This window comes from Kitasatospora sp. NPDC093806 (genome assembly GCF_040683335.1).
In the GTDB taxonomy this organism is placed as follows: domain Bacteria; phylum Actinomycetota; class Actinomycetes; order Streptomycetales; family Streptomycetaceae; genus Kitasatospora.
Window position 1 is genome coordinate 4,239 of record NZ_JBFBDO010000094.1, and the last position, 18,386, is coordinate 22,624.

The 18,386-nt window shown below is 73.2% G+C and carries 17 protein-coding genes and 2 pseudogenes; 15 read left to right on the top strand and 4 right to left on the bottom strand.

The window, feature by feature from the left end; genetic code table 11:
* Window positions 1-625: 625 nt before the first annotated feature.
* Together AB0N76_RS31010 and AB0N76_RS31015 are read left to right on the top strand one after the other, a co-directional pair.
* Window positions 626-1,327: pseudogene (locus AB0N76_RS31010) on the top strand (ATP-binding cassette domain-containing protein); the annotation flags it as partial.
* Between the two features lie 858 nt (window positions 1,328-2,185).
* On the top strand, window positions 2,186-2,977 hold the full coding sequence (locus tag AB0N76_RS31015) for a VOC family protein (protein WP_363562784.1): 792 nt from the start codon (window positions 2,186-2,188) through the stop codon (window positions 2,975-2,977).
* Window positions 2,978-3,017: 40 nt separating this feature from the next.
* On the opposite strand, the gene AB0N76_RS31020 is transcribed toward AB0N76_RS31015, so the two are convergent.
* Entirely contained in the window at window positions 3,018-3,479 is a 462-nt protein-coding gene (locus AB0N76_RS31020) for a hemerythrin domain-containing protein (RefSeq protein WP_363562786.1), read from the bottom strand.
* Window positions 3,480-3,627: 148 nt separating this feature from the next.
* Window positions 3,628-4,224, bottom strand: a complete 597-nt coding sequence (locus tag AB0N76_RS31025; protein WP_363562788.1) for a TIGR03086 family metal-binding protein — start codon at window positions 4,222-4,224, stop codon at window positions 3,628-3,630.
* 199 nt (window positions 4,225-4,423) lie between these two features.
* Between AB0N76_RS31025 and AB0N76_RS31030 the strand changes: the two genes are divergently transcribed.
* The 8 genes and pseudogenes from AB0N76_RS31030 to AB0N76_RS31065 all read left to right on the top strand — a co-directional run bounded on the left by AB0N76_RS31030 (window position 4,424) and on the right by AB0N76_RS31065 (window position 11,428).
* A complete protein-coding gene (locus tag AB0N76_RS31030; protein WP_363562790.1) occupies window positions 4,424-4,996 on the top strand; it encodes a DoxX family protein in 573 nt (190 codons plus the stop codon).
* Between the two features lie 103 nt (window positions 4,997-5,099).
* Window positions 5,100-6,326, top strand: a pseudogene (locus AB0N76_RS31035) (IS30 family transposase).
* A 122-nt stretch (window positions 6,327-6,448) separates the two neighbouring features.
* Window positions 6,449-6,787 carry a hypothetical protein gene (locus AB0N76_RS31040; protein ID WP_363562792.1) on the top strand — a complete coding sequence of 113 codons (339 nt, stop codon included), beginning with the start codon at window positions 6,449-6,451 and terminating at the stop codon, window positions 6,785-6,787.
* Window positions 6,784-7,233, top strand: a complete 450-nt coding sequence (locus AB0N76_RS31045) for a MerR family transcriptional regulator (RefSeq protein ID WP_363562794.1) — start codon at window positions 6,784-6,786, stop codon at window positions 7,231-7,233. The genes AB0N76_RS31040 and AB0N76_RS31045 overlap by 4 nt, the downstream gene beginning before the upstream one ends.
* Window positions 7,214-7,537 carry a mercury transporter gene (locus AB0N76_RS31050; RefSeq protein WP_363562796.1) on the top strand — a complete coding sequence of 108 codons (324 nt, stop codon included), beginning with the start codon at window positions 7,214-7,216 and terminating at the stop codon, window positions 7,535-7,537. The genes AB0N76_RS31045 and AB0N76_RS31050 overlap by 20 nt, the downstream gene beginning before the upstream one ends.
* Before the next feature lie 98 nt (window positions 7,538-7,635).
* A complete protein-coding gene (locus AB0N76_RS31055) occupies window positions 7,636-8,130 on the top strand; it encodes a DUF6069 family protein (RefSeq protein WP_363562798.1) in 495 nt (164 codons plus the stop codon).
* An 11-nt stretch (window positions 8,131-8,141) separates the two neighbouring features.
* Window positions 8,142-8,477, top strand: a complete 336-nt coding sequence (locus AB0N76_RS31060) for a YnfA family protein (protein WP_363562800.1) — start codon at window positions 8,142-8,144, stop codon at window positions 8,475-8,477.
* Between the two features lie 434 nt (window positions 8,478-8,911).
* Window positions 8,912-11,428, top strand: coding sequence for a collagenase (locus AB0N76_RS31065; RefSeq protein WP_363562802.1), 2,517 nt, complete (start codon window positions 8,912-8,914; stop codon window positions 11,426-11,428).
* 94 nt (window positions 11,429-11,522) lie between these two features.
* On the opposite strand, the gene AB0N76_RS31070 is transcribed toward AB0N76_RS31065, so the two are convergent.
* Window positions 11,523-12,284, bottom strand: a complete 762-nt coding sequence (locus AB0N76_RS31070; protein WP_363562804.1) for a protein phosphatase 2C domain-containing protein — start codon at window positions 12,282-12,284, stop codon at window positions 11,523-11,525.
* A 134-nt stretch (window positions 12,285-12,418) separates the two neighbouring features.
* Between AB0N76_RS31070 and AB0N76_RS31075 the strand changes: the two genes are divergently transcribed.
* From AB0N76_RS31075 to AB0N76_RS31090, 4 genes are all read left to right on the top strand, one after another.
* The gene (locus AB0N76_RS31075) at window positions 12,419-13,015 is read left to right on the top strand and encodes a TetR/AcrR family transcriptional regulator (RefSeq protein ID WP_363562806.1); all 597 of its coding nucleotides are present in this window, start codon (window positions 12,419-12,421) and stop codon (window positions 13,013-13,015) included.
* Window positions 13,016-13,126: 111 nt separating this feature from the next.
* The gene (locus tag AB0N76_RS31080; RefSeq protein ID WP_363562808.1) at window positions 13,127-14,416 is read left to right on the top strand and encodes an MFS transporter; all 1,290 of its coding nucleotides are present in this window, start codon (window positions 13,127-13,129) and stop codon (window positions 14,414-14,416) included.
* 32 nt (window positions 14,417-14,448) lie between these two features.
* Entirely contained in the window at window positions 14,449-15,561 is a 1,113-nt protein-coding gene (locus tag AB0N76_RS31085; protein ID WP_363562810.1) for an LLM class flavin-dependent oxidoreductase, read from the top strand.
* On the top strand, window positions 15,558-16,229 hold the full coding sequence (locus AB0N76_RS31090; RefSeq protein WP_363562812.1) for an FMN reductase: 672 nt from the start codon (window positions 15,558-15,560) through the stop codon (window positions 16,227-16,229). The genes AB0N76_RS31085 and AB0N76_RS31090 overlap by 4 nt, the downstream gene beginning before the upstream one ends.
* Window positions 16,230-16,292: 63 nt before the next feature.
* Here the strand turns inward: AB0N76_RS31090 and AB0N76_RS31095 are convergent, their stop codons facing one another.
* On the bottom strand, window positions 16,293-16,724 hold the full coding sequence (locus AB0N76_RS31095) for a helix-turn-helix domain-containing protein (protein ID WP_363562814.1): 432 nt from the start codon (window positions 16,722-16,724) through the stop codon (window positions 16,293-16,295).
* Between the two features lie 250 nt (window positions 16,725-16,974).
* Here AB0N76_RS31095 and AB0N76_RS31100 point away from each other — a divergent pair, with 250 nt between their 5' ends.
* Window positions 16,975-18,321, top strand: coding sequence for an MFS transporter (locus tag AB0N76_RS31100; RefSeq protein WP_363562829.1), 1,347 nt, complete (start codon window positions 16,975-16,977; stop codon window positions 18,319-18,321).
* Window positions 18,322-18,386 lie beyond the last annotated feature (65 nt).

Genomic DNA, 18,386 nt, shown 5'->3' on the forward strand with positions numbered 1-18,386 from the left:
GGGCCCCCCGGCCGAGGTCCCGGGGGAGAGCGCGCCACCGGCGACACGCGCGGGGGAGGCGCGTCTGCCGCCGCTCGCGCCCTCCGCTGCGGGCCGGCCACCCGAGGCGCCGGGGGCGGTAGCCCCGCCATTGCTTCCGCGTAGGGGCGCCCCGTCCGAGGTCCCGGGGGAGAGCGCGCCACCGGCGACACGCGCGGGGGAGGCGCGTCTGCCGCCGCTCGCGCCCTCCGCTGCGGGCCAGCCACCCGAGGTGCCGGGGGCGGTAGCCCCGCTGCCGCCTCCGCGTAGGGGCGCCGCATCCGAGGCTCCGAGGGAGGAGACGCCCCCGTCGCCGGCCACGTTTTCGGGCGTGGGCCGGCCGTCCGAGGCGGCGGAGCTGATGCCCCCGCCATCGGCTCCGTGTACGGGTGGGCCATCCGAGGACCTGAGGGAGGCGCCCTCGGGGCTGCCGACGCCACCGGGTGTGAGCCGGTCGTCCGAGTTCGTTGCGGAAGCGCCGACACTGCCGCCGCTTCTGCGTGGGGCGGCGGCGCCACGGCCGCTCCCGCTCCCGCGTCCGGGCCTTCACCAGTCACCCGAGGCCGTGGGGGAGACGCCGCCTCCGTCCCCGAGCCCTGTGCCCGCCCGCTCCCCGCTCGGGCCGGTGCGGCTGGCTGTCAGTGGCTTGACCGCGCGCCATCCCGGCGGGGCGGCGGTGCTGCACGAGGTCGGGCTGACCCTGCGGGCGGGGGAGTGCCTGGCCGTGGTCGGCCGCTCGGGCAGTGGCAAGACCACCCTCGGCCGCTGCCTGGCCGGGCTGCACCCGCGCCACCGGGGTTCCGTCCGGCTGGACGGCGAGCCGCTGCCGCGCAGCGTCCGGCAGCGTGGGCGGCACCGGCTGGCGGCCGTGCAGTACGTGTTCCAGGACGCCCGGGCGGCCTTCGCCGACCACCGTCCGGTGCTCGACCAGGTGGCCCGGGCGGCCGTGCGGCTGCGCGGCCTCACCCCGGCGGCCGCCGCCGACGAGGCGCGGACCCTGCTCGCCGACCTGGGCCTCGACCCGGCGAAGGCGGGCCGCCCACCCGGCGGGCTCTCCGGCGGCGAACTGCAACGAGCCTCGCTGGCAAGGGCGTTGGTGGTCCGGCCGGCGGTGCTGGTCTGTGACGAGATCACCTCCGGGCTGGACGCGGCCACCCGCTCGGCGATCCTCGCCCACCTCGCCGCCCGCCGGGACGGCAACGGCCTCGCGCTGCTGTTCATCTCCCACGACCGGACCGCCGTCGGGACCCTCGCCGACACGGTGGCCACCATGACGGACGGCCGCCTGACCACCACCCCGGCGGACTGACCCCGGCCCCCCGCCAGGCGGCAGCCTGGACGCCGGCCGGGCAATGGCCCACGCACCCGAGCACCGGGCCACCGGCCCGGCGGCGGCCAAGCCAGCGGCCCGGCCCCGATCCGCCGTCCCACCTCAGCTGCCTGCCGGGCGGTGGCCCGCGCACCCGAGCACTGAGCCACCTGCCCGGCGGTGGCCAAGCCAGCGGCCCGGCCAAGCCACACCGCCCGGCCCCCGCCCGCCGTGCAACCCTGCCCCCGGCTCACGCCGAGCCGCCCGCGCTCGCCCACCGCGCCGCCGGGAAGTCCGCCGCTCCGCTCGCCAAGTCATGGGCATCGCACGCACCGTTCGCGTCGTTGGGCTGCAGCCGCCCGGGGCCGTGCGGCTGTCGGAGTTGGTGGGGCCCTGGAAATGGTGGGTGGGTTGATGGCCGGGGTGTGCTGCTCACCGCACGCACCGTCCGCGTCCTCCCATCCCCTTGGGCTGCGGCCGCCCGGGGGGCCGGGCGGTTGTGGGGGTTGGTGGGGCCTTGGAGGTGGTGGGTGGTGGGGCTGCGGCCGCCGGGGGGGGCTGGGCGGTTGTGGGGGGTGGTGGGGCTCGGAGGTCGTGGGTGGCGGGCTGAAGCCGCCCCGGGGCCGGGCGGCTGTGGTGTCGGTGTGCCGTGTACGCGCCGCACCCTCCGCGTCCTCCCATCCCCTTGGGCTGCGGCCGCCCGGGCGGTCGGCGATGGCTCGATGGCCGAGGTGTGCTGTGTGCGCGCCGTGCCACCGCCGGGTCGTCCTGTCGGCCTAGGCTGAACCCGCCCGGGCGGCCGGTCGGCCGTGGGTGTCGGGAGGGGCCCGGCGGCCGGGCTCTCGGAGGTGGTGCGCGATGGGCAGCGGTGAGACGACGGCCGAGGTGCGCTGCGTGGCGGCCGTCCCGTGCTGGGTGAGCCTGATGGCGCGCGACCTCGACGCGGCCAAGGCGTTCTACGGGCCCCTGCTGGGCTGGGAGTTCGAGCCCGGACCGGACCGGTTCGGCCCGTACGTGCACGCGGTGACCGGTGGGGAGGCGGTGGCCGGGCTGGGCGTGGCGAGCGGCGGCTGGGGCATGCCGATCGCGTGGACCAGCTACTTCGGGACGGAGAGCGCGGACGCCGCCGCCGACGCGGTCCGCGAGCGCGGCGCGACGCTGGCGATCGGTCCGCTCTCCTTCGACGCCGGCCGGGTGGCGTTCGCGGCGGACCCGGCGGGTGCGGTGTTCGGCATCTGGGAGGGCCCGTTGGGTCGCGCCCGCCGGCTGGACCTGGCGGGCGCCCCGGTCTGGATCGAGCTGCGGACGCCGGACCCGTTTGCGGCGGCGCTGTTCTACGGCGAGGTGTTCCGCTGGGACGGCCGGGACCCGGAGCGGTTCGACGTCCGCTGGGAGCACGACCGGGTGGTGCTGCGGGCGGAGGGGCACAACGTCGCCGCGCTGGCGAAGGAGGAGCCGGGCGGCTCGGCGGGGTTGCCGCCGCACTGGGAGGTGTCGTTCTCGGTGCCGGACACCGATGCCGCGCTGGCCCGGGCGGAGGAGCTGGGCGGCAGCTCGCTCGGTCCGGCGTTCGACTCGCCGTACGGGCGGGTGGCCCGGCTCCGGGACCCGGAGGGCGGCCGGTTCGCGGTGACCGACTCCAAGTGCTGACCCGAGCTCCAAGTGCTGACCCGAGCGCCGACCCGGTCCGCTACGGGCCGGCCTCGGTGATCTCGGCCCGGTCGGCGCGCAGCCGCTCGGCGAGGGCGGCCCGGGTGCCGGCCGGCAGGGCGGTGCGGGCGGCGGCGTAGAGCTCCTCCTCCTCGGCGGCCAGGTGTCGGGCGAGGAGTTCGGCCAGTCCGCGCAGCAGGGTGCCGAGGGTGGGGTCGCCGGGCGGGAGGGCTTGCAGGTCGGCGAGGTACTGGCCGATCGCGAGGTGGTCGTGGATGCACCGGAAGACCAGGGCGCCGCCGCCCGGCACGTCGTGCTGGACGATCGGGAAGAGGTGTTCCTCCTCCGCCGCGCAGTGGCTGAACAGCAGGTCGGTGAGCTGCCCGAGCAGCTCGCCCGGCTGGTCCGCGGACTCCGGGGCGGCCTCGATCCGGGCGAGCAGTTCCGTCACCGCCCGGTGCTCCGCGGTGAACTCGTCCAGGATGTCCGGCCTGCCGCTCATGGCGTCCGCCCGCCTCTCCTCCGGTCGGGCGCGCCTGTCGACGCCCCCGACACCTCCAGTATCCGGCGCCCCGGCCCCCAGCCGACCGCCGTCCGCAACACCGCTGCCCGCATCACCCGCCGACCGCAACACCGGCCGACCGCGCAGGTCAGGGCCGGTCCCGGCGGCCGACCAGGGCGAGCAGCCGGGTCTGCGGTCCGGCGTCGGCCGGCACCGGGAGGGGCGGGTCGAAGAGCCCGCTGCCGGAGAGGTCCCCGTAGCCGGTGAACTCGTCGAGCGCGAAGTCCACCAGGTCCGCCGGGAGCCGGGTGAGCCGGCCGATGCCCTCGGCGAGGTCCCAGGTGTGCACGACGGCGTCGGCGGTGAGCTGGTCCAGGTAGTACTGGCCCGACACGTCGCCGAAGGAGAGGTGCACGGTGAGCTCGGCGGCGCCGGGGACGGCGAAGGCCTCGCGGGCGGCGTCGGCGGCGGCCGTCCAGGCGGCGACCGGGTCGTCGCCGAGGACGTCGCCGTCGAAGCGGGCGCCGACCTCGGAGACGGTCGAGCCCATCAGCAGCTCGGGCACCCAGAGCTGCTCGGAGGTGAGGTGGTTGACCAGGTCGCGGACGGTCCAGTCGGCGCACGGGGTGGGCGCGTCCCACTGGCCGGGGGTGACCAGCCGGACCCGCTCGGTGAAGGCGGCCAGGGCCTCGGCGTGCGGGGTGTCCTTGCGCGGGGCCTGTCGGTGTCGGTTGTGATGTGCCATGTTTCCAGCGTGCCCCGCCACGCGCGCCCGTACGCCAGTCCACACCACTTCTGACCCGGCCGCGCCAAAGTCGTACCGCCCCGCTGGTTGTTCAAATTCAAACTTCCAGGTACGGTCGTACAACCCAATTGGTTCGAATTTGAACCAGCGCTGGAATCAGCAAGCTTCCTCGACGAATCCCCCCCCGATGGAGACGCGCATGCCGAGCGGCAGCCCGAGCACGACCGCCCCCACCACCCCCACCGCCCCGGCCCGGGCCTTCCCCGGCGCCGCGGACACCTCGCCACACGCCTACGACGTCGGCCTCCTGGTCCTGCGCCTGGCGCTCGGTCTGACCATGGCCGCGCACGGCAGCCAGAAGCTGTTCGGCTGGTTCGGCGGCGGTGGCATCGACGGCACCGCCCAGTTCTTCGAGATGAAGGGCTACCCGGCCGCCAAGGCCATGGCCGTCGTCGCCGGCCTCACCGAGACCGGCGGCGGACTGGCGCTGGTCGTCGGCCTGCTGACCCCGCTGGCCGCCGCGGCCATCCTCGGCACCATGCTCAACGCCCTCGCCGTCACCTGGAGCGGCAACTTCTTCGCGATGAAGGGCGGCAGCGAGTACGAGTACCTGCTGATCGCGGCCGCCGCCGCGCTCGCGCTCACCGGCCCCGGCCGCTATGCCGTGGACCGCTACCTGCCCGTGGTGCGCTCGCACCGCCTGCTGTACGGCGCGGCCGCCGTCGTGCTCGGCCTGGTCACCGCGGGCATCGTGCTGCTCATCCGCAAGTGACGCCCGGGCGCGCGCAGTTCAGGGCGCGCCCGCCAAAGCCGAAGGGCCGCCGGTCAACCTTGGGTTCCAGGAGTCGTGGCAACACCCCAGTTCAAGGGGTGCGATGGACTTCGAGATCCGTGAGGACAAGAGGCGTCGGGGGCCTGTCAGGCTGAGTCGGGAGCGGGCGGCATACTCCCAGCTCATGCAGCAGGGCTACAGCAACAAAGAGGCGTGCCGGATCGTCGGCATCGACCCGCGGACCGGCCGCAAGTGGCGGCACGGCCGCAGCGGCAAGGACGGCCTGAAGGCGGCACCACCGTGGTGATCGGTGGTGCCGCCTTCAGGTCCGTCGCGGTTCCTGACCGAGGACGAGCGCATCCACATCGCCGACCGGCTCCGGGAGAAGGCGACGATCCGGCAGATCGCCGCGGAGCTGGGCCGTAGCCCGTCCACCATCAGCAGGGAAGTCCGGCGCAACCGCACCGTGCTGCACGACTACAACCGCTGGTACTACCGCCCGCATGCCGCCCAGCGGCGGGCCGACGCTCGAAGGCCACGCCCCAAGCTCCGCAAGATCCTCTCGAACCCGGAGCTGCGGGATGCCGTCCAGGAAATGCTGGACGAGCGGTGGAGCCCGGAGCAGATATGCCACGTTCTCCGGACCAGGTTCCCCGGCCGACCGGAGATGCACGTGGTTCCCGAGACGATCTATCAGGCGCTCTATGTCCAAGGTCGCGGTCAGTTGCGGCGGGAACTGGCAGGCGTCCTGCGTTCCGGCCGGGTCCGCCGCAAGCCCCGCCGACAGGCCAACAGCCGCCAGCCGCGCTTCTCCTCGCCGATGGTCATGATCGGCAGACGTCCCGTCGAGGCCGTCGGCCGAAGGGTGCCCGGCCACTGGGAAGGCGACCTGATCCTCGGCAAGGACAGCAGGTCCGCGATCGGCACGTTGGTCGAACGGGCCTCGCGCTACGTGGTGCTGCTTCACCTGCCTGGTGACCACGGTGCCGAGGCCGTCCGTGACGCCCTGGTCGCCGCGGTCGGCGAACTCCCCGCCGGGTTGAAACGCTCGCTCACGTGGGACCAGGGCAGCGAGATGGGCCGGCACGCCGACTTCACCCGCGCCACCGGCATCCCGATCTACTTCTGCGACCCGGCCAGCCCCTGGCAGCGCGGCACGAACGAGAACACCAACGGTCTGCTCCGCCAGTACTTCCCCAAGGGCAGCGACCTCTCGGTCCACGGGGCCGAGCACCTCGCCGCGGTCGCAGAGCAGCTCAACGGGCGCCCACGCAAGACGCTCGGCTGGGACACCCCGGCCAACCGCCTGCACCAGCTGCTCACGGCCTGACCGGCCCGCGAGCGTCCGTAGCGGCCTGCCCGGTCCAAGTTGCAACCTGTATCTAGGTACGGGTTTACCGTCGTAGACGTCCCCGCCGCACGGCGCGGGGAAGGAGACGAGGGAGCGGTCCGATGACCGAGCTGAGCTGGGTGCCGACGTCGTGCACCCTGCCGACCGAGCAGCAGCCGCTGCGGGTGGCCGAGTGGGACCAGCTGTTCGCCGACCAACTCGCCGCCGCGACCCGGCCGGACCTGTTGCGGCTGCAGTTGGTGCTCGTCGGCGGCGAAGGCGTCGAGGAACAGGTGCGGGACCTGGCCGGGCGGGAGAGCGGGTGCTGCTCGTTCTTCACCTTCACCGTCACTCCGGCCGCCGACGGCCAGGTCCACCTGGACGTGGCGGTCGATCCGGCGCACGAGAAGGTGCTGACCGCTCTCCACGAGCGGATCACCGCCGACGGCGGCCGGCCGTGAGCGCCGAGGGCCTGCGCTCGGGGCAGGTCGCCGAAGCGGCCGGGGTGAACGTGCAGACCCTGCGCTACTACGAGCGCCGCGGCCTGCTCCCCGAGCCGGACCGCTCCCCGGGCGGCCACCGCCTCTACGACGACCAGGCCGTCACCGTGCTGCGGGTCATCAAGGCCGCCCAGCGCCTGGGCTTCACCCTGGAGGAGGTCGCCGAGCTGCTGGAGACCGGCCGCCACCGCCACGGCCGCCCCGTGGCCGGCCTCCAGGAACGCGCCCGGGCCAAGCTCGCCGAGGTCGACCAGAAGATCGCCGACCTGACCACCATCCGCGAAGCCCTCACCGCCGCCCTCGACGCTGGCTGCGATGACCTCGCCCAGTGCGCCGGCAGCCCCTGCTGCCCTATCCCCTTCACCGACCTTGCCCAGGAGAACCGTGATGCCGGACCCTGCTGCTGACCAGCCCACCCACCGCGCCCCCAAGGCCCTGGGCACCCTCGCGGCCCTGGCCTGCGTGGCGTGCTGTGCGCTGCCCGTCCTGATCACCGCCGGGGTCGTCGGCGCCGGAGCCGGGGCGGTGGTCGGGTGGCTGCCCGCCATCGCCATCGCGCTGGCCGTCCTCGCCGCCGGCGCCTGGTGGTACGGCCAGCGCCGCACCTCCTGCTCCTGCACCCCGAAGGCCGACGGCAAGGGCGGGTGTGGCTGCGGGACGACCACTGGAACGCTGACGATCAGCACCCCGGACGCGAAGCAGAACCAGTAGGCGACCGCGCCGGGCCTGCTCCCACCCTCGGCACACCCAGGGGGCCGAGCGCCCCGGCGTCCTTGACCAGCATCATCTTCTCGGATCGGAGCTCCACGTTGTCCGCAGACGCACGTAGCGGGGGCGGCCTCCTGGGCCGCATCGCGGCCCGGCACCCGGCCGCGGTCATAGCGGTTTCGGTCGCCGCGGCCCTCGGGGCCAACCTCGTTCTGTGGCTGGCCGGGGTGGCCTTGGGCGGGTCGTTCCAGTTCACGGAGGCCGACGGTTCGCTGCACACCACCACTGCACCGCAGGGCGTCATCACCATGACGGTGCTGCCCATGACCGCCGGCCTGGCCCTGGCCACGCTGCTGGCGGCGGCCGGGAAGCGGCGGGCCGTCCTGCGCTCGGCCCAAGTGGTCGGCGCGGGTGCCGCGTTGGCCACGACGGCGCAGACCTTCACCGCCAGGTTCGACACCCCCAGCACGATCGCGCTCACCGGCATGCACCTCGTCATCGCCGCACTCGTGCTCCTGGCCCTGGAAGCCCTGGCCCGCCGCGAGAAGCCGGTGGCCGCTGACCCGCTGACGGCCACCCCGGCAGTGCGCCCGTAGGGTTGCCGGTCATGACTGTTCTGCGCTCCATCGCCCTGTTCGCCGCCGCCGCCGTGTTCGAGATCGGCGGGGCCTGGCTGATCTGGCAGGGGGTGCGCGAGCACAAGGGCTGGGTGTGGATCGGCGCCGGCGTCGTCGCCCTCGGGATCTACGGCTTCGTCGCCACCCTCCAGGCCGACGCCAACTTCGGCCGCATCCTCGCCGCCTACGGCGGTGTGTTCGTCGCCGGCTCCCTCGCCTGGGCCATGGCCCTGGACGGTTACCGGCCCGACCGCGCCGATGTCATCGGCGCTCTCATCTGCCTCGCCGGCGTCGCCGTGATCATGTACGCCCCACGCGGCCACTGACCGGTGCGGTCCGGCAACCCGCACCACCAACGACGGCGGCCCCCACCTCGAACATCGAAGTGGGGGCCGCCTGTTACTGTCGTGGGACGTCAACAACCGATCTTGTGTTGCGACGATCGCTGGAAACCGCCAACCGACCGGCGGCCCTTCGCCGTTCCGCCTCCGCGCCGTGAAGTCCGCCTCCGGCCAGGGCCCTTGGCGCTTCGTCCGGTCCGAAGGGTTCCCTCGTCATGTGATGTATGCCATTGTACATGTCACACTCCCCACCGGTGCTCGACGGAGCCGCCCCAACGGCGCCGCCACAACGGTCCTCACCACCCCCACCGGCCGCGCCCCCACGCGGTTGACGAAGGCCCGGAGGCCCCCACGTGAGTTCCGCACGTGTTCTTCACCGACTTCGGCATGCCGGAAGGCTGCTGACCCTCACCCTGGCGTTGCTCCTGACGCTCGGCCTGTTCTCCCCGCGCGGTTACGCCGCACCCGTCCAGGCCCCGCCGCAGTCCGGCGGCTCGTCCACCGCCTCGGCCGCCCCCACCGGCCTGGCCCCGCAGCCCGCGATCGGCGACACGCCGGACGCCCCCGGCAAGAACGCGCCGGTGTCCGCCCGTGAGCGCGCACCGTTCTCGACCACCGTGCCCGACCGGGCCGAGACGCTCGGCAAGGCCGAGCGGAAGGCCGAACTCGCCAAGAGTTTCGGTGACAACGCCCCCGCCGCCCTCGCCGAACAGCCCTGCAACGTCGGCGACTTCACCGGCAACACCGGCGGCGCCCTGGTCCAGGCGATCAAGTCCGCCGATCTCGGCTGCATCAACGACCAGTTCTCGCTCACCGGAGCCGACGCGCGCGGCGCCTTCCGGGAGTCCCAGATGGTCACCGTGGCGGACGCGCTGCGCGCCAACGCCGCCGCCTACCCGGGCGACAACTCCACCGCCACCGCCCAGTTGGTGCTCTACCTGCGCGCCGGCTACTTCGTGCAGTGGTACCACGCCTCCGACGTCGGCACCTACGGCACCGCCCTGCAGACCTCGATCCGGGCCGCGCTGGACGCCTTCTTCAACAACGCGCACTCCCGCGACGTCACCGCCGCCAACGCGGGCACCCTCGGCGAGGCGATCATCCTGATCGACAGCGCCCAGGAGAACGTCCGCTACCTGCCGGTCGTGAAGCGCCTGTTGGGCGCCTACGACGCCGCCACCCACAACCCGGCCAACATGGGCAACGCGCTCAACGGCGTCTTCACCATCCTCTGGCGCGGCCACCAGACGGCCGGCTTCGTCGAGGCGGTGACCGCCGACCCGAGCGTGCTCGACACCCTGTACTCCTTCGCCACCGGCAACAGCGCGCTGCTCGGCGGCGACTACACCTTCCTGGTCTACAACGCGACCCGCGAGCTCGGCCGCTTCGTCCAGCACGCGCCGCTCCAGGCCAAGGTCCGCCCGCTGCTGAAGGGCCTGGCCGACCAGTCCTCGCCCGGCGGCCGCACCGCCTACCAGTGGGCCGCCGCCGCCGAGATGGGCGAGGCCTTCGACGCCGGCAACTGCTCCTACTACGGCACCTGTGACGGCCCGGCCCGGCTCAAGGCGAGCCAGCTGACGGTCGCCTACACCTGCAGCCCGAGCATCCGGATCCTCGCCCAGGCACTGGACGCCACCCAGCTCGGCACCGCCTGCACCAGCCTCACCGGCCAGGACGCCTTCTTCCACGCGGTGGCCAAGGACAACGGCCCGGTCGCCGACGACCGGAACACCACGATCGAGGTCGTGGTCTTCCACTCCCGGTTCGACTACGGGGTGTTCGCCGCGAGCATCTACGGCATCGACACCAACAACGGCGGGATGTACCTGGAGGGCAAGCCGAACGAGGCCGGCAACCAGCCGCGCTTCCTCGCCTACGAGGCCGAGTGGGCGCGTCCGGACTTCCAGATCTGGAACCTCAACCACGAGTACACGCACTACCTCGACGGCCGGTACGACATGTACGGCGACTTCGACGCCGGCGTGACCACCCCGACCATCTGGTGGATCGAGGGCTTCGCCGAGTACGTCTCCTACTCGTACCGCAAGGTGACCTACGACGCCGCGATCGCCGCCGCCGGCCGCCACACCTACAAGCTCTCCACGCTCTTCGACACCACCTACCAGAACACCGACACCGAGCGCACCTACCGCTGGGGCTACCTGGCCGTCCGCTACATGCTGGAGCAGCACCGCGCCGACGTGGACGCCGTGCTCGCCAAGTACCGCGCCGGTGACTGGAACGGCGCCCGCAGCCTCCTCACCGGCACCATCGGCACCCGGTACGACGCCGACTTCGACCGCTGGCTGACCGCCTGCGCGGCCGGCTCCTGCGGCAGCACCAACCCGCCCGGCAACCAGCCGCCCACGGCCGCCTTCACCACCTCGATCGGCGAGCTGGCGGTCACCTTCGTCAACCGCTCCACCGACCCGGAGGGCAAGATCACCGGTTACGCCTGGGACTTCGGCGACGGCACCACCGCCACCACCGCCAACCCGACCAAGTGGTACGCCAAGGCCGGCACCTACACCGTCACGCTCACCGTGACCGACGACAAGGGCGCCACCGCGAGCACCCGCCAGAACGTCACCGTGGCCGGTCTGCCCGAGTGCGCGGGCGCGGACCCCCGGCAGCTCGACCGGAACTGCCGCCGCGGCAACCTGGCGGCGACCACCGGCAACTACGCCCACTTCTACCTGAACCTGCCGGCCGGGGTGAAGCAGCTGAAGATCACCAGCACCGGCGGCACCGGCAACGCCGACCTGTACTTCAACAGCAAGGGGTGGGCGTACACCAACGCCTACACCGCCAAGTCCACCAACGCCGGCAACAACACCGAGACGCTGACCATCACCAACCCGCCGGCCGGCTACGTCTACCTCAGCCTCTACGCCCAGCAGGGCTTCTCCGGGGCGAACATCAAGGCCGAGTACTGACCGATGAGTTGATGCCTCGACCCGTCTGAGGGGAGGCCTCCGGCGAACCGTCGCCGGGGGCCTCCCCGCACCCGTTCACGCGCCGATCCGCCGCTCACGCGCCGATCCGCACCAGGGCGAGCGTGATGTTGTCCGGACCGCCGGCCTCGATCGCCGCCTTCCAGAGCTCGAACGCGGCCCGCCCGTCGGCCCGTTCGGACTCCTCGGCGGGCCGGGCGAGCAGTGCGGCCAACTCCTCCTCCGGCACCGGGTCGGTCAGCCCGTCGCTGCACACCAGGTAGCGGTCGCCGACGGCCAGCGGCGCGCTGCGCACGTGCGGTTCGACGAAGGTCAGGCCGAGCGAGCCGCCCAGCGTCTGGGTGACCACCGCGGTGGTGCGCCGGCCGGGCGGCAGCGGCGGGCTGTCGTCCACGCTGACCCGGCGCAGTCCGGTGTCGCCGATCCGGTAGACCCGGCTGTCGCCGACGTTGAAGACCACCACCCGCTCGGGCAGCAGCACCAGGCCCGCCACCGTGGTGCCCATCGCGGCCAGCTCGGGATTGTCGGCGGCGGCCGCGTACACCGCCTGGTTGCAGCTCTGGAGCGCCTCCCGGACGCTCTCCTCGCCGTCGAGGTCCGGTCCGGCCGCCGCCAGCCGGCGGGCGACCAGGGCGCTGGCGATCTCGCCGCCGGGGTGGCCGCCGAGGCCGTCGGCGACGGCGACCACGCAGGGCGGGCCGAGCGGGAAGAGCATGGTCTGCGGGTTGGTGGTGACGGTGGCGCAGAGGGTCCACGGCCCGATGGTCAGGCTGTCCTCGTTCTGCTCGCGCACCAGGCCCTCGTGGCTCAGCGCGCTGACCGCGATGTAGGCCGCCATCGGTTCGCCGCCCTTCCGGAGCCCGGCCGCCGTCCCCCGGCTCCTCTCACCATCCCCCGGCTCCTCCCATTGTCGCGCGCCCCGCCCGTCCCGGGGTATTGCACCGACCGATCCAAAAAGGCTAGCGTGCTGCCATGGCGAGACCGCGCACCTTCGACGAGGACCGGGCGCTGGACGCGGCGATGCTCGCGTTCTGGGCCAACGGCTACGAGGCCACCTCCACGCAGGACCTCTGCGCGGCGACCGGCCTCGGGCGGAGCAGCATCTACAACACGTTCAGCAGCAAGCACGACCTGTTCAAGCGGGCGCTGGCCCGCTACATCGAGCTGATGACCGTCCCGCAGACCGCCCTCCTGGAGGATCCGCGGACGCCGCCGCTGGAGCGGATCCGGGTGCTGTTCGCACGGATCGTCGACGGCGAGTTCGAGCAGCGTCCGGAGGGGCGCAGCATCGGCTGTCTGACGGTGAACACCATCGTCGAACTGGCCGGGCGCGACGCGGAGGCGGCGGAGCTGGTGCTCCGGGACCAGGGGCTCCGGCTGGCCTCGCTGGCGGCCGTGATCGCCGCCGGGCAGCGCGCGGGGGAGATCTCCGCCCGCCGGACGCCGGACGAGCTGGCCCGGTTCCTGAACGCGGTGATCGGCGGCATGCGGGTGGCCGCCAAGGGCGGGGCCGACCGGCCCGCCGTCGAGGCCATCGCCGCCACCGCACTGGACGCCCTGGCGCTCTGACGTCCTGGTGCCCTGATTCCGCTCTGATTCCACCTCGCCCGGCCCTGCCGGGCCTTTGCCTGCCCTGATTTTGAACCGATCAATCCAAAACAATCCCCGGGAGCACTTCCCATGCCACGTGCCGTGTACGTCCTCGCCCTCGGCATCTTCGCCATGGTGACCAGCGAGTTCGCGGTCGCCGGGCTCATGCCGCAGCTCGCGGAGGGCCTCCAGGCGACCGTCCCCCAGGTCGGCTACCTGATCACCGCCTTCGCGGTCGCCATGTCCGTCGGCGGCCCGTTCCTCACTGCAGCGCTGCTGAAAGTGCGTCAAAAGCATGCCCTGCTCATCGTGTTCGCCGTCTTCCTGGCCGGGAACCTGCTGGCCGCCACCGCCTCCGGCTACGCCGTCATGCTGGCCGCCCGGGTGGTGACGGGCATCGCCGCGCAGGCCTTCTTCGGTGTCGCGATCTCGCTCTGCGCCCAGCTGGCCCGCCCCGAGCTGCGTGGCCGCGCCGTCGCCGTGGCGATGAACGGCCTGATGCTCGGCACCCTGCTCGGCCTGCCGCTGGCCACCGTGATCGGCGAGCACCTGGGCTGGCGCGCCGCGTTCTGGGCGGTGGCCGCGCTCACCGTGCTCGCGGCGCTCTGCACCGTGGCCGGGGTGCCGGACGTCGACCACGCCGAGGGCGGCGGCTCGATCCGGGCCGAACTGGCGGTCCTCCGCAATCCGCGGCTCTGGCTGGTCTTCTCCACCAGCACCCTGGTGATCGGCGCGACCTTCGCCGCGTTCAGCTACGTCAACCCGATCCTCACCGAGGTCACCGGCTTCTCGCCGGGCTCCGTCCCGCTGCTGCTGGTCGCCTACGGCGCGGCGACCGTGCTCGGCAACACCGTGGTGGGCCGGTTCGCCGACCGGTACGCGGTGCCGGTCCTCGCCCTCGGGCTGGGGCTGAACGCGGTCTTCCTGGCCGGCTTCGCGCTGTTCGCCGGTCTGCCGGCGCCGGCCGTCGGCTTCCTGCTGGGTGTCGGGCTGGTCGGCGTCACGATGAACCCGGCGATGGTCTCCCGGGTCCAGCGCACCGGCAACGCCCGTCCGCTGGTGAACACCGTCCACTCCTCCTTCATCACCCTGGGCATCATCATCAGCTCCCTGCTCGGCGGCCTGGCCATCGACGCCTGGGGCCTGCGCGCCCCGCTCTGGCTCGGCGCGGCGCTGGCCGTGCTCGGCGTCGGCACCCTCCTGCCGGACGCCCTCGCCGCCCGCCGCGGTGCCACTGCGGCCCGCCAGGGCGTCGTGGGAGCCCGCCAAGGCGCCATGGACGGGCGCAGTGCACCCACGGACAATGACTCGGGCGCTACGGGGAATACCGCCGGGGCTGCCGATGCTAAGATGGTTGAAACTTTGACGATCGGATCCTGAAGCCGGGATTCACCAGGAGTGTGGTGAGCAGCATGCAGTTCGGAATCTTCACCGTCGGCGATGTCACCCCCGACCCCACCACCGGCCGCACCCCGACCGAGCACGAGCGGATCAAGGCGACCGTGGCCATCGCCCGCAAGGTCGAGGAGGTCGGCCTGGACGTCTTCGCGACCGGCGAGCACCACAACCCGCCGTTCGTGCCGTCCTCGCCGACGACCCTGCTCGGCTACATAGCCGCGCAGACCGAGCGCATCATCCTCTCCACCTCGACCACGCTGATCACCACCAACGACCCGGTGAAGATCGCCGAGGACTACGCGGTGCTCCAGCACCTCGCCGACGGCCGGGTGGACCTCATGATGGGCCGCGGCAACACCGGCCCGGTCTACCCCTGGTTCGGCAAGGACATCCGCCAGGGCATCCCGCTCGCGATCGAGAACTACGCGCTGCTGCACCAGCTGTGGCGCGAGGACGTGGTCGACTGGTCGGGCCGGTTCCGCACCCCGCTGCAGTCCTTCACCGCGACCCCGCGCCCGCTGGACGGCGTCCCGCCGTTCGTCTGGCACGGCTCGATCCGCAGCCCGGAGATCGCCGAGCAGGCCGCCTACTACGGTGACGGCTTCTTCGCGAACAACATCTTCTGGCCCAAGGAGCACTTCCGGAAGCTGGTCAACCTCTACCGCGAGCGCTACGCCCACTACGGCCACGGCACCCCCGAGCAGGCCATGGTCGGCCTCGGCGGCCAGATCTTCATGCGGAAGAACTCGCAGGACGCGGTGCGCGAGTTCCGCCCGTACTTCGACAACGCGCCGGTGTACGGGCACGGGCCCTCGCTGGAGGAGTTCACCGCCGACACCCCGCTCACCGTCGGCAGCCCGCAGGAGGTCATCGAGAAGACGCTGACCTTCCGCGAGACCTTCGGCGACTACCAGCGCCAGCTGTTCCTGATGGACCACGCTGGCCTGCCGCTGAAGACCGTGCTGGAGCAGCTGGACCTGCTCGGCGAGGAGGTCCTGCCGGTGCTGCGCGCGGAGTTCGCCAAGGGCCGCCCGGCCGATGTCCCGGAGGGCCCGACCCACGCGGCCCGGGTCGCCGCCGAACTCGCCCGGCAGAACGGATCGGAGACCACGGAGGTGGCCAAGTGACCGCGTACCGACTGGTGGTGATCAGCGCCGGACTGAGCAAGCCGTCTTCGACCCGGCTGCTCGCCGACCGGCTCGCCGACTCCACCGTCCGCCGGCTCGGCGCCGACGGGCGGGAGGTGGCGGTGACCGTGGTCGAACTGCGCGACCTCGCCACCGACATCGCGCACAACTTCGTCACCGGCTTCCCCGGCGCCGCGCTGCGCGAGGCGATCGAGGCGGTCACCCGGGCCGACGGGCTGATCGCGGTGACGCCGATCTTCGCCGCCTCCTACAGCGGGCTGTTCAAGTCGTTCTTCGACGTGCTCGACCCCGACGCGCTGACCGGGAAGCCGGTGCTGATCGCCGCCACCGGCGGCACGCCCCGGCACTCGCTGGCGCTGGAGCACGCCGTCCGGCCGCTGTTCAGCTACCTGCGCTCGGTGGTCGTCCCGACCGCCGTGTACGCGGCCACCGACGACTGGGGCACGACCGGGGACCGGCTCACCGACGGGCTGCCCGGCCGGATCGACCGGGCGGCGGGGGAGCTGGCCGGGCTGCTGGCCGGCCGCGCTCCGACGGGGCCGGCCGCCGGGGCGGCGGCTGGTTCGGCGGCTGGTTCGGCGGACGCCGTGGAGACCGTGGAGACCGTGGTGCCGTTCGCCGAACAGCTGGCGGCGCTGCGGGTCTGAAGCACGACGGAAGGGGTGGGCCCGGAGGACCGGGCCCACCCCTTCCGCATGCCCGCCCCGGGACTACGAAGCGCTCGCCGCCGTCCGCGCGTCGTACGAGGCCCGGGCCGCCGCGATCTCCCGCTGGTGCGTCTCCGTCCAGGTCACCAGCGTGCGGATGGTCGTGTGCAGGGTCCGCCCCAGCGGTGTCAGCGCGTAGTCCACCCGGGGCGGCACCACCGGATGGACGGTCCGCTCGACCAGGCCGTCCCGCTCCAGCTGCCGCAGCGTGACCGTCAGCATCCGCTGGCTGACCCCGTCGATCTCGCGCCGCAGCTCGGTGAAGCGCAGCGAACGGCGGTCCAGCAGCGCGATGACCAGCAGCGACCACTTGTCGGCGATCCGGTCGAGGATCTGCCGGACCTCGCAGTCCTCCCGGGTGTCCCACTGGAGCACGTCGTAGTCGTCCTCGGTATCCGCGCAGTGCGTCGGTGACTTCAAAGTGCCTTCTTCCATGCCTCCTGATGCTGCCTCAGGATGGCCAGTGGTTACAAGAGGGAACCGACCGGCCGAACAGGAACTGGCCCACCCGTCGCGCCCTCGCCTCCCCGCGCACTCCCAGGAGACCTCCGTGTCCGCGTCCTCAGCCGTGTCCTCAGCCGTGCCCGAAACCGGAAGCCCGGGCGGCCCCGCGACCCCGTCGGCGCCGCCGCCGTCCCGCCTCGGCGGACGGGAGGCGGCCGTCCTCCTCGTCCTCTGCGGCGCGATCTTCCTGGAGGGCATCGACGTCGCCATGCTCAACGTGGCGCTCCCGTCGATCCGCGCCGACCTGGGCATGGACACCGGCGCGCTCAGCTGGGTGCTCAGCGCCTACGTGCTCGGCTACGGCGGCTTCATGCTGCTCGGCGGCCGCACCGCCGACCTGCTCGGGCGGCGCCGGATGTTCCTGCTCTGGCTCACCGTCTTCGTCCTCTTCTCCGGCCTCGGCGGCCTCGCCACCGAAGGCTGGACCCTGATCCTGGCCCGCTTCGTCACCGGCCTCTCGGCGGCCTTCATGACCCCCGCCGGCCTGGCGATCATCACCACCGCGTTCCCCGAGGGCCCCCGCCGCAACCGCGCCCTGCTGGTCTACGCCGGCACCGCCGCCGCCGGCTTCTCGCTCGGCCTGGTCACCGGCGGCCTGCTCACCGCCGTCAGCTGGCGCTGGGTCTTCTTCGCCCCCGTCCTGCTGGCCGCCACCCTGCTGCTCGCCGCCCTGCCGCTGCTCCCGCGCGACCCGGCGCCCGCCCGCCGCCCCGGCGAACGCTTCGACCTGGCCGGCGCCGTCACCGCCACCGGCGCCATGCTCCTGCTGGTCTACTCGGTGGTGCGGATCGGCGAACCCGGCGCCGCCGCCGGCTGGACGCTCGCCTCGCTCGCCGGCGGGCTGGCCCTGCTGGCCGCCTTCACCGCGATCGAACGGCGCTCCGCCGCGCCCCTGGTCCGCCTGGGCCTGCTGCGCTCCGGCCCGCTGCTGCGGGCCAACCTGGGCGCGCTGCTCTTCGCCGGCTCCTTCTTCGGCTTCCAGTTCACCGTCACCCTCTACCTGCAGGACCTGCGCGGCTGGTCCCCGCTGCAGACCGGCCTCGCCCTGCTCGCCGTCGGCGTGGACGCGGTGCTCGCCCCGACCCTCACGCCCCGGCTGGTCGAACGCTTCGGCAACGTCCGGGTGATCCTCGCCGGGTTCTGCCTGGCGGCGGTCTCCTACGCGCTGTTCCTCCCGGTGGGGCCGGACTGGACCTACCCGATGATGTTCCCGACCATGATCCTCACCGGCCTCGCCTTCGCCCTCGCCTACGGGCCGCTGACCATCGCCGCCACCGACGGCGTCGCCGAGGAGGAGCAGGGGCTGGCCGGCGGGCTGCTCAACACCTCCTTCCAGTTCGGCGCGGCGCTCGGCCTCTCGGTGGTCACCACGGTCAGCCTGGCCGCGAGCGGCGCGGGCGACGCGTCCGGCCTGGGCGGCTTGGGCGGCTTCCGGGCCGCGCTGACGGTCCCGGTGGCGGCGGTCGCGCTCGGCGCCCTGGTCACCGCCCTCGGCCTGCGCCACCGCCGCCGCACCGCCCGGGCCTGACCGCCCCCGCCCCGGCCCTCCGGCCCCTCACCGGTCCCGCTCCCGACCGGTGAGGGGCCCCGTTC

Excerpts from the sequence above, each read along its gene's own strand:
- AB0N76_RS31020 (WP_363562786.1), bottom strand. The coding sequence starts at position 3,479 with ATGAGCGGCAGGCCGGACATCCTGGACGAGTTCACCGCGGAGCACCGG.
- AB0N76_RS31060 (WP_363562800.1), top strand. The coding sequence starts at position 8,142 with ATGACTGTTCTGCGCTCCATCGCCCTGTTCGCCGCCGCCGCCGTGTTC.
- AB0N76_RS31080 (WP_363562808.1), top strand. The coding sequence starts at position 13,127 with ATGCCACGTGCCGTGTACGTCCTCGCCCTCGGCATCTTCGCCATGGTG.
- AB0N76_RS31085 (WP_363562810.1), top strand. The coding sequence starts at position 14,449 with ATGCAGTTCGGAATCTTCACCGTCGGCGATGTCACCCCCGACCCCACC.
- AB0N76_RS31040 (WP_363562792.1), top strand. The coding sequence starts at position 6,449 with ATGACCGAGCTGAGCTGGGTGCCGACGTCGTGCACCCTGCCGACCGAG.
- AB0N76_RS31015 (WP_363562784.1), top strand. The coding sequence starts at position 2,186 with ATGGGCAGCGGTGAGACGACGGCCGAGGTGCGCTGCGTGGCGGCCGTC.
- AB0N76_RS31075 (WP_363562806.1), top strand. The coding sequence starts at position 12,419 with ATGGCGAGACCGCGCACCTTCGACGAGGACCGGGCGCTGGACGCGGCG.
- AB0N76_RS31030 (WP_363562790.1), top strand. The coding sequence starts at position 4,424 with ATGCCGAGCGGCAGCCCGAGCACGACCGCCCCCACCACCCCCACCGCC.
- AB0N76_RS31095 (WP_363562814.1), bottom strand. The coding sequence starts at position 16,724 with ATGGAAGAAGGCACTTTGAAGTCACCGACGCACTGCGCGGATACCGAG.
- AB0N76_RS31070 (WP_363562804.1), bottom strand. The coding sequence starts at position 12,284 with ATGGCGGCCTACATCGCGGTCAGCGCGCTGAGCCACGAGGGCCTGGTG.
- AB0N76_RS31025 (WP_363562788.1), bottom strand. The coding sequence starts at position 4,224 with ATGGCACATCACAACCGACACCGACAGGCCCCGCGCAAGGACACCCCG.
- AB0N76_RS31050 (WP_363562796.1), top strand. The coding sequence starts at position 7,214 with ATGCCGGACCCTGCTGCTGACCAGCCCACCCACCGCGCCCCCAAGGCC.